This window comes from Sphingopyxis sp., from assembly GCF_019459305.1.
Taxonomy (GTDB): domain Bacteria; phylum Pseudomonadota; class Alphaproteobacteria; order Sphingomonadales; family Sphingomonadaceae; genus Sphingopyxis.
Window position 1 is genome coordinate 38361 of the sequence record NZ_JAIBES010000085.1, and the last position, 7948, is coordinate 46308.

Here is a 7948-nt window from a genome sequence, read left to right on the forward strand (position 1 = left end):
GGAAATTGGGGGATCGACGTAGCATCATCCGGCCAGTGCTCGGCGAGGTGACGACGGACGAATCGATGTTCGATTCGCCCGAGTTCGCGACGCCCCTGATGCGCGTCGCGCAGCTGTGGCACTATCTCCTGATCGGCCGCGCGCTGGCATTTCTGACCTTTGCGTTCCTGCCAGGCGTTCCCGGTTTCCTGGACCAGCCGTCGCAATGGCTGGTGATGGCGGCAGGCCTGTTTTTCGATCTCGTCCTGACGATCATCGGCCAGGCGATGCGTCGGCCGCGCCCCGCGCTACAGCGAAGATTGCGGGTGGTGGTCGTGGCGAGCATGGGGCTGATCATATTGGGCAGCCTGCTCAATGCCGCCGCGATGTTTGCGGCGGTCGCCGTTCCCGACGGACGCCAAAGTTTCGATGCCTTCACCGCCATCCAGATCGGATCGCTGCTCGTCGCTGCTTCGGCAGCGGCGATCGTGCGCCCGGCGTTCTTCGCCCTTGCCGGTGCGACGGCGCTGGGCGGAGCGATCGGAAGTGCATCCTGGCCCTTCGCGATCGCAGGCTGCGTGTTTCTCGCCCTGCTGATCATGATGATGCGCGAGGATATTCGTCATCAGCGCCGCGCAACGCGCGCGGCACAGCTGTCGGTCAGCGACCAGCAACGCGCGCTCAATTTGATGCGCGATTTCGAACGCGCGGGGCGCGGCTGGTTCTGGGAAACCGATCGCCATGGCCAGCTCGTCTATATCTCGCCAACCGTGGCGGCGCGGCTGGGCGGGGCGGCATCGGATCTGGTCGGCAGGCCGTTTACCGACATCATTCGCAAACGCACCGGCAATGACGAAAATGAAGAGCGCACGCTCGGCTTCAGCCTGTCGTCGCGTACCCCGTTCAAGGAGTTGACGGTGCAGGCCGCGGTTGCGGGCGAGGAACGCTGGTGGTCGATTTCGGGCCAGCCGATCAGCAACGAACTCGGCAATTTTCAGGGATTTCGCGGCAGCGGCACCGACCTGACCGAAAAGAAACGGTCGGAGCGCGAGATCAACCAACTCGCACGCTATGATACCCTCACCGGGCTTGCCAACCGGCGGCATATTACCGACCTGCTCGAACGCGCGCTCAAAAACCATATCGGGCAGCCGCAGCCGTGCGCATTGCTGCTGATGGATCTCGACCGCTTCAAGGCGGTGAACGACACGCTGGGCCATCCCGTTGGCGACCAGCTGTTGCAACAGGTCGCCGGAAGGCTGACCCAGATTGTCGGCGACAAGGGACAGGTCGGGCGGCTCGGCGGCGATGAATTCCAGATCGTCGTGCCGCAGCTGAGCCAGCCCGAAAAACTGTCGGGGATTGCCAATGCGATCATCCTGAGCCTGGCCAAGCCCTTTTCGATCGAGGGCGAGCAGGTCCGTATCGGCTGTTCGGTCGGCATCGCGGTGTCCGACGGGCAGGGGGTTTCGGCGTCGGCGCTGGTCCGCAATGCCGATCTGGCGCTCTATGCGGCCAAGGACGCGGGGCGCGGCGTCTATCGTTTCTATGCCGACGCGATGCACAACCAGGCGAGTGAGCGAAAGGCGATCGAGGACGCACTGCGCGACGCGCTGGTCAAGGACGAGCTTCGGCTCCTGTACCAGCCGATCGTTGACGTCGGCAGCGAACGGATCACCGGGTTCGAGGCGCTGATCCGCTGGCACCATGCGTCCGAAGGGATGATCAGCCCGTCAAAGTTCATACCGATTGCCGAGGAATCGAACCTGATCGTGCCGATCGGCGAATGGATCATCCGCACCGCTTGTGCGAGCATCGCGCTGCTTGGGCCCGGTTACCGCATCGCGGTCAATGTGTCGCCGCGCCAGTTCGCCAATGAAAAGCTACCCGCGACGATCCTCAGCGCGGTTTCGGCGGCTGGCATCCGCCCTGAACAGCTCGAGCTGGAGATCACCGAAGGCGTATTCCTCGACGAGAGCCCGGAAAACCTGGCAATGTTCCAGAAATTGAAACGCACTGGGGTGCGGCTGGCGCTCGACGATTTCGGCACCGGCTATTCGGCGCTCGGCTATCTGAAGAAAGCGCCGTTCGACAAGATCAAGATTGACCAGAGCTTTGTCTTGGGCGCCGCCGATCCGAGTAGCATGAACGCCGCGATCATTGCGTCCATCGTCGGGCTGGCCACCGCGCTGAAAATGGAAACCACCGCCGAAGGGGTCGAGACTCACGATGATCTGGCGTTGATTCGCGGGCTCGGGTGCAGCCATGTTCAGGGCTATATTTATGGGCGACCGATGGAATTGGCCGAGGTGCTGACGCTGCTGCGCGCGGGCGGCGGGCACGCCGAGGCGCGAGGCTATAAGTGCGCGCGTGAGCCGCGTTTGACGATTTTTCGCACGATACAGGTTGCGAGTGGGGGGCATCAATATGAAGCGATCGTGCGCAACATGTCGCCGCGCGGGGCGCTGATCGAAGGTCTGTGTAATGTCCCGCCGGGGACGCCGCTGATGCTGGAGTTTGGCGCTGATCAGGCATTCGACGCCGAGGCGCGCTGGTCGGACGGCAACCGGGTCGGGGTGAAGTTCGCGCACGCTATCGATATGGATGCGCTGCTGGGGCCGAAGAGGGGGACGCCGACGCGCGGGCAGGTTCGGCGGGCGGCTTGAACAGGTCTGTCATCCCGGCCTTCGCCGGGATGACAATCTGGGATAATCAATCCGCGATCCGGCCGCGGACCATCACCCACTCGACCTTTTCCAGCACCGTTACATCGGCGAGCGGATCGCCGCTGACCGCGATCATGTCCGCCGACATGCCGGGCGCAAGGCGGCCGATTTCGCTTTCCATCGACAGCGCCTTCGCCGCGACCGTCGTCGCGCTGACCAGCGCCTCGCGCGGGGTCAGGCCGGCCTTGACTAGGAGCGCGAACTCGCTGCCGTTGCGGCCATGGTCAAACACCCCGGCGTCGGTGCCAAAAGCGACCGGCACGCCGAGCGCCTTGGCGCGGGTCACCGCCTTGCCGACGCTGCCCAGCGTCATGCGGACCTTTTCCTCGACCGTCGCGGTGTAGATGCCCTTGCCGAGGCGCTCGCGAATGCCCTCGAACGCCATCAGCGTCGGGACCAGGTAGGTGCCCTTGGCCTTCATCACCTTCAGCGCCGCATCGTCGGCAAAGGTGCCATGGTCGATCGTGTCGATGCCCGCCGCTGCCGCAGCTTCGATGCCGCGGGCGCCGTGGGCGTGCGCCATCACTTTCAGACCCAGCGAATGCGCGGTGTCGGCGATGCTTTGCAGTTCGGGGCTGGTAAAATGCCCCTCGAGCCCGCGGCCCTGCTGCGACAACACGCCGCCGGTCGCGGTGATTTTGATGATGTCGGCGCCCGCGCGTGACGCCTTGCGCACCTTTTCGGCGCATTCGAGCGCACCGGTGCAGGTGTAGCCCTGGTCGAGCACGTCGTGGACGTCCTCGCGAAAGCCGGTGACGTCGCCATGGCCACCGATGATCGACAGCGCCGGACCAGCGGCGATGATCCGCGGCCCGGTGATGAAGCCGTTCGCGGTACCGCGACGGAGCGAGAAGGCGCTATATTGCGCCGACCCGGCCTCGCGTACCGTCGTGAACCCCGCGCGGAGCGTGATCCCCGCGTTCTTCACGCCGACGACGACACCCCATTCGTCGGGATCGACCGCTTCGCTGCGATAATCGCCGCCGGGGTCGCCGGTGAGGTGGACGTGGAGATCGATCAGGCCGGGGAGCAGCGTCTTGGCACCCAGATCGACGACGGTGGCGTCAGCAGGCGCGGCGCTGCGCCCCGCGGTGATCGAGGTGATGCGATCATCGGTGATGACGATCGTCGACGGCCCCTGCGCGGGCTTTTCGGCATCGGTGATGACGCGGCCGGCGTAGATGACGGTGGTTTTGGCGTTCGCGGCGGTGGTCCCCAAAAGTGCGAGCGTCGCCGCGGCGAAGAGTCCGATTTTGTGCATCCTGTTTCCCCTGACTGATGTGCCACCGTGGCGCGCCGGGCGGGGGAGGGCAAGGGGAAAGGCGTGGCCGGCGGCGCTGGCGCGGCGGTGGGCAAGAGGCTGCGCTAGGCAGGTTTCATCCTCCCTGCCGCGCAGCGATGGGGAGGATCAAAAAAAGGGGTCGGACAAGCCGACCCCTTGAGTTTGTCTTCGGGTAATCGAAAGGACTTACCAGAAGAAATCGTGGATGACGTCGACGACCTGGCCGCTGTAGGTATCAACAAGAATCGCATCGTTGTAATAGCGAACCCAGCGATAGCCGTCGTAAGCGGGCGGCAGGCGATACTGCCACGGGTCGTTGATCCAGTAGCGGCTGCTGTAGAACAGCGACCCCAGGCTGAAGCCGATGCTGAACCGCGTGTAGCGATGGTTGCGGTACGGCGAGTAATAGGCTGGCAGACGGTAGCGGCTGCTGTACCGCTGGCGGTAATCGCGCCAGTTGTAGCGCCGATCGTCACGCCATGACCGGTTCCAATTGCCCCGGCGGTCGCTGTAGCGGCGATCGACGCGATCGTTGTTGTTGCGGTCGTAGCGCCGATCGATCTGGCCGTCGCGGTTGCGGTCGTAGCGTCCATCGCGCTGGTCGATGCGGTTGTTGTTGTTGCGATCCCAGCGGCGGTCGAGGTCGCCGTTGCGATTGCGGTCATAGCGGCGATCGACGCGTCCGTTGTCGTTGCGATCGTAACGCTGATCGACCTGGCCGTTGCGGTTGCGGTCCCACTGGCGGTCGATGCGGCCGTCGTTGTTGCGGTCATAGGTGCCGCCGCGCTGACGCTGGACCTGCTGCGCTTGGGTCTGCGCGGCCTGACGCTGGGCAGCCTGTTGACGCTGCTCATTGCCCCGCTGCTGCCATTGTTGACGCTGCGCCTGTCGTTGCTGGTCGTTGCCGCGCTGTTGCTGGCGCATTTCGCTGCGCTGCTGACGGACTTCGCTGCGTTGCTCACGCGCGGCCCGTGGCTGCGCCGGCTCACGTTGGGCGCGCGCTTCGCCGCCGCGATTGCCGCGGCGGGCTTCAGGACCGCGCGGGCCGCGGTCGCCGCGGGCTCCACGATCACCGTCGCCGCGCTGCGCCAGTTGCATGCGCTCGCCTGACGCCTGCGCGGCGGCCGGGGCAATGGGAGTCAGGATCGTCGCAGCGATCAGCAACCCTCCAAACATCTTTTTCATCTCACCATTCTCCAACTCATGTCCCGAATGCTGGAGAGGCCAGCCGGGATGATGAATCAGTTGTTACCGGGGTCAAGATGATCGGCGGCTGAACCATGCTGTTGCCTGCGGTTCAGCTACATGAACAGCTGGGATCAGGTGCCGGGCGGCAGGCGCAGCGCGGGGACCGCGCGCGCGGCATCTTCAGGCCGAATGCCAGGCGGGGGCGCGGCGGCGATCCGCTCTTCGCCGCGCAGCACGCGACCGGCACGGCGGATCGCAGTACGGATGCGCGGATAGGTACCGCAGCGGCAGATATTGGTAATCGCGGCGTCGATCTCGGCATCGCTGGGGTTGCTGTTCGCGCGTAGCAACGCAGCGGCAGCCATGATCATTCCCGATTGGCAAAAACCGCATTGCGGCACCTGTTCGGCGACCCATGCCTGCTGCACCGGATGACTGCGGTCGCGCGACAGGCCTTCGATCGTGGTGACGAAGCGTCCCTCGCACTCGGCGATCGTCACCATGCAGCTGCGGATCGATTCTCCGTCGATATCGACGGTGCAGGCGCCACATTCGCCTGTCCCGCAGCCATATTTGGTCCCGGTCAGGTTCGACGCGTCACGCAGCGCCCACAGCAGGGGCGTTTCGGGTTCCATCCGATATTCGACCGGACGGTCGTTGACTGAGAATCGCGTCATACGCGCAGATTTAGCCGAGCCGCCGGATTAGTCACGCCAGCTTGTGTCGGTCTTGTCGACCTTGCGCACCATCGCGTCGAATTCGGCCTTGCCCGCCTGTCCGGGGATCGAGGCCATGAACAGGTCGCGCTGGTGGACCGCGATCACGTCCTGTGGAACCGTGATCGGCTTGCCCATGCTCATCGTCGCGAGCTGGATCTCGCACGCGCGCTGGAGCGCCCAATATTTGATGAAGGCTTCAGTCAGGGTCTTGCCCATCACGACGGGGCCATGGTTCTTGAGCATCAGAATGCGCTTGTCGCCGAGGTTCTGGACGAGTCGCTCGCCTTCCTCCTCGCGCACCGTCACGCCTTCGAAGTCATGATAGGCAAGCTGGCCGGCAAAATTGCAGGCATAGAAATTGACCGGTTGCAGTCCGCCTTCAAGCCCGCAGACTGCCACCGTGGCGGTGGTGTGGGTGTGGATGATCGCATGCGCGTCAGGCAGGACGCGGTGGAACAGGCTGTGCTGGACAAAGCCGGCCTTGTTGACGTGCCAGGGATTGTCCACGTCGACCTTGTTGCCGTCGATGTCGATCTTGATCAGGTTCGACGCGCAGACTTCGCTGAAATGGAGGCCATAAGGATTGATCAGAAAGGCGCCTTCCTCGTCAGGAACCTTCACCGTGATGTGGTTAAAGATCATCTCGTCCCAGCCCATCATCGCGAAAATCCGATAGCATGCGGCCAGTTCCTGCCGCGCCGTCCATTCGGCTTCGCTATATTTGCTGTTGCGCTTGAGCTGGGTCGCCATCACCTGTCCCTTTGTCATGTTAGTTTCGTCCTGCTACCTATGCCATAAGGCAAGGGGGCGGCACAATCCCGCAAGCGGGCCGGGCGGTTCATCAGCGGGGCAGGGGTTTTGCCGCGCAGGGGCTTGCATTTCGCCGCGAATCCCCTTATCGGCCCAGCCATCGGAACGTCGCGGGTTCGCGGCGCTTCTTTTATTGCCCTTATATCGGCGATTGTTGGCGGACCGGACATCCGGCCACCTTGATCGTTGGACGAACCGGAGACGACACGGCACATGCAGATCATCGTTCGCGACAATAATGTCGACCAGGCCCTTCGCGCGCTCAAGAAGAAGCTGCAGCGTGAGGGCGTGTATCGCGAAATGAAGCTGCGCCGTCATTACGAGAAGCCCAGCGAAAAGCGCGCGCGTGAACACGCCGCCGCCGTCCGCCGCGCCCGCAAGATGGAGCGCAAGCGTATGGAACGCGACGGGATCAAGTAAGACCCGTCCTTCCTTTTAAAGATTCGGATCGTGAAACAGGCGCTGCGGGCAACCGCGGCGCCTTTTTCGTTTGGGATGGGGCTGGCGAACGTCGGGCGGCAGACATTTCCTTTCCCCTCCCGCAGCGGGAGGTGAGGCATTGCGTTTCGAATTGATGATCCTACCGAAGTGCTCACCCCGCTCGACGATCGTCCCGCGACAATTCACGCTGGACCGCCCCGCACCGCTCCGCCTATAGGCGTGCCCGACAATATGGCCCGTCAGGGCAGCGGTAAGGATCAGCGATAATGAGCGTGACGACGGTTCCCCTGCGCCCGGTGAGCAAAAAAGGCCTCTGGCTGATCTGGATCGGCGTTATCGCGCTGCTCGGAGCGGCGGCAGCCTTTGCATATCATGTGACCCCGCGCATCGGGTTCGAGGTTATCAAGGAAGGCACGGGCAAGAGCCCGACCAAGGCCGATGTCGTGCTGGTCAAATATGAAGGCAAGCTCGACGACGGTACCGTATTCGACGCCAATGAACAGGCGCCGATGCAGGTTGCGCAGGTAGTTCCCGGCTTTTCCGAGGCGCTGACCCGGATGAAAAAGGGCGGCCAGTACAAGATCATCATCCCGCCGCAGCTTGGTTATGGCGACCGCGAAGCCGGACCGATCCCGGCCGGCAGCACGCTCCATTTCGATGTGACCTTGCTCGACTTCCGCTCGGAAGCCGAGGTGCGCGCGATGCAGCAGCAGATGCAGCAACAGCAGCAGATGATGCAGCAGCAACAAATGATGCAGGGCGCGCCGGGGGGGGCGGGGCCCGCCGGGGCGCCGCCCGGGGGG

The 7948-nt window shown here is 63.9% G+C and carries 7 protein-coding genes; 3 read left to right on the forward strand and 4 right to left on the reverse strand.

Translation table 11 applies throughout. The annotated features are described in order from the left end of the window. The first annotated feature begins 47 nt into the window (after positions 1-47). Positions 48-2645, forward strand: coding sequence for an EAL domain-containing protein (locus K0M74_RS10115; RefSeq protein WP_293971397.1), 2598 nt, complete (start codon positions 48-50; stop codon positions 2643-2645). A gap of 46 nt (positions 2646-2691) precedes the next feature. Here K0M74_RS10115 and K0M74_RS10120 read toward each other — a convergent pair whose 3' ends face one another. The 4 genes from K0M74_RS10120 to K0M74_RS10135 all read right to left on the reverse strand — a co-directional run bounded on the left by K0M74_RS10120 (position 2692) and on the right by K0M74_RS10135 (position 6644). Then, positions 2692-3966: an amidohydrolase family protein gene (locus K0M74_RS10120; RefSeq protein WP_293971400.1), complete on the reverse strand. Its 1275-nt coding sequence runs from the start codon at positions 3964-3966 to the stop codon at positions 2692-2694. Positions 3967-4173: 207 nt separating this feature from the next. After that, positions 4174-5172 (reverse strand): RcnB family protein, encoded by a 999-nt coding sequence (locus K0M74_RS10125; RefSeq protein ID WP_293971403.1) that lies wholly within the window; start codon positions 5170-5172, stop codon positions 4174-4176. Between the two features lie 134 nt (positions 5173-5306). Then, positions 5307-5852, reverse strand: a complete 546-nt coding sequence (locus K0M74_RS10130) for a (2Fe-2S)-binding protein (RefSeq protein WP_088439481.1) — start codon at positions 5850-5852, stop codon at positions 5307-5309. Positions 5853-5879: 27 nt separating this feature from the next. Next, positions 5880-6644 carry a class II aldolase/adducin family protein gene (locus K0M74_RS10135; protein WP_293971422.1) on the reverse strand — a complete coding sequence of 255 codons (765 nt, stop codon included), beginning with the start codon at positions 6642-6644 and terminating at the stop codon, positions 5880-5882. Positions 6645-6917: 273 nt separating this feature from the next. On the opposite strand from K0M74_RS10135, the gene rpsU reads away from it, so the two are divergent. Next, on the forward strand, positions 6918-7124 hold the full coding sequence (gene rpsU / locus K0M74_RS10140) for a 30S ribosomal protein S21 (RefSeq protein WP_037510267.1): 207 nt from the start codon (positions 6918-6920) through the stop codon (positions 7122-7124). 287 nt (positions 7125-7411) lie between these two features. Next, positions 7412-7948: FKBP-type peptidyl-prolyl cis-trans isomerase (locus K0M74_RS10145; protein WP_293971409.1), on the forward strand; the 537-nt coding region annotated here is incomplete at its 3' end.

Bases quoted from the DNA above. Each gene is read 5' to 3' on its own strand.
- K0M74_RS10125 (WP_293971403.1), bottom strand. From the start codon at position 5,172: ATGAAAAAGATGTTTGGAGGGTTGCTGATCGCTGCGACGATCCTGACT.
- K0M74_RS10135 (WP_293971422.1), bottom strand. From the start codon at position 6,644: ATGGCGACCCAGCTCAAGCGCAACAGCAAATATAGCGAAGCCGAATGG.
- K0M74_RS10120 (WP_293971400.1), bottom strand. From the start codon at position 3,966: ATGCACAAAATCGGACTCTTCGCCGCGGCGACGCTCGCACTTTTGGGG.
- K0M74_RS10130 (WP_088439481.1), bottom strand. From the start codon at position 5,852: ATGACGCGATTCTCAGTCAACGACCGTCCGGTCGAATATCGGATGGAA.
- rpsU (WP_037510267.1), top strand. From the start codon at position 6,918: ATGCAGATCATCGTTCGCGACAATAATGTCGACCAGGCCCTTCGCGCG.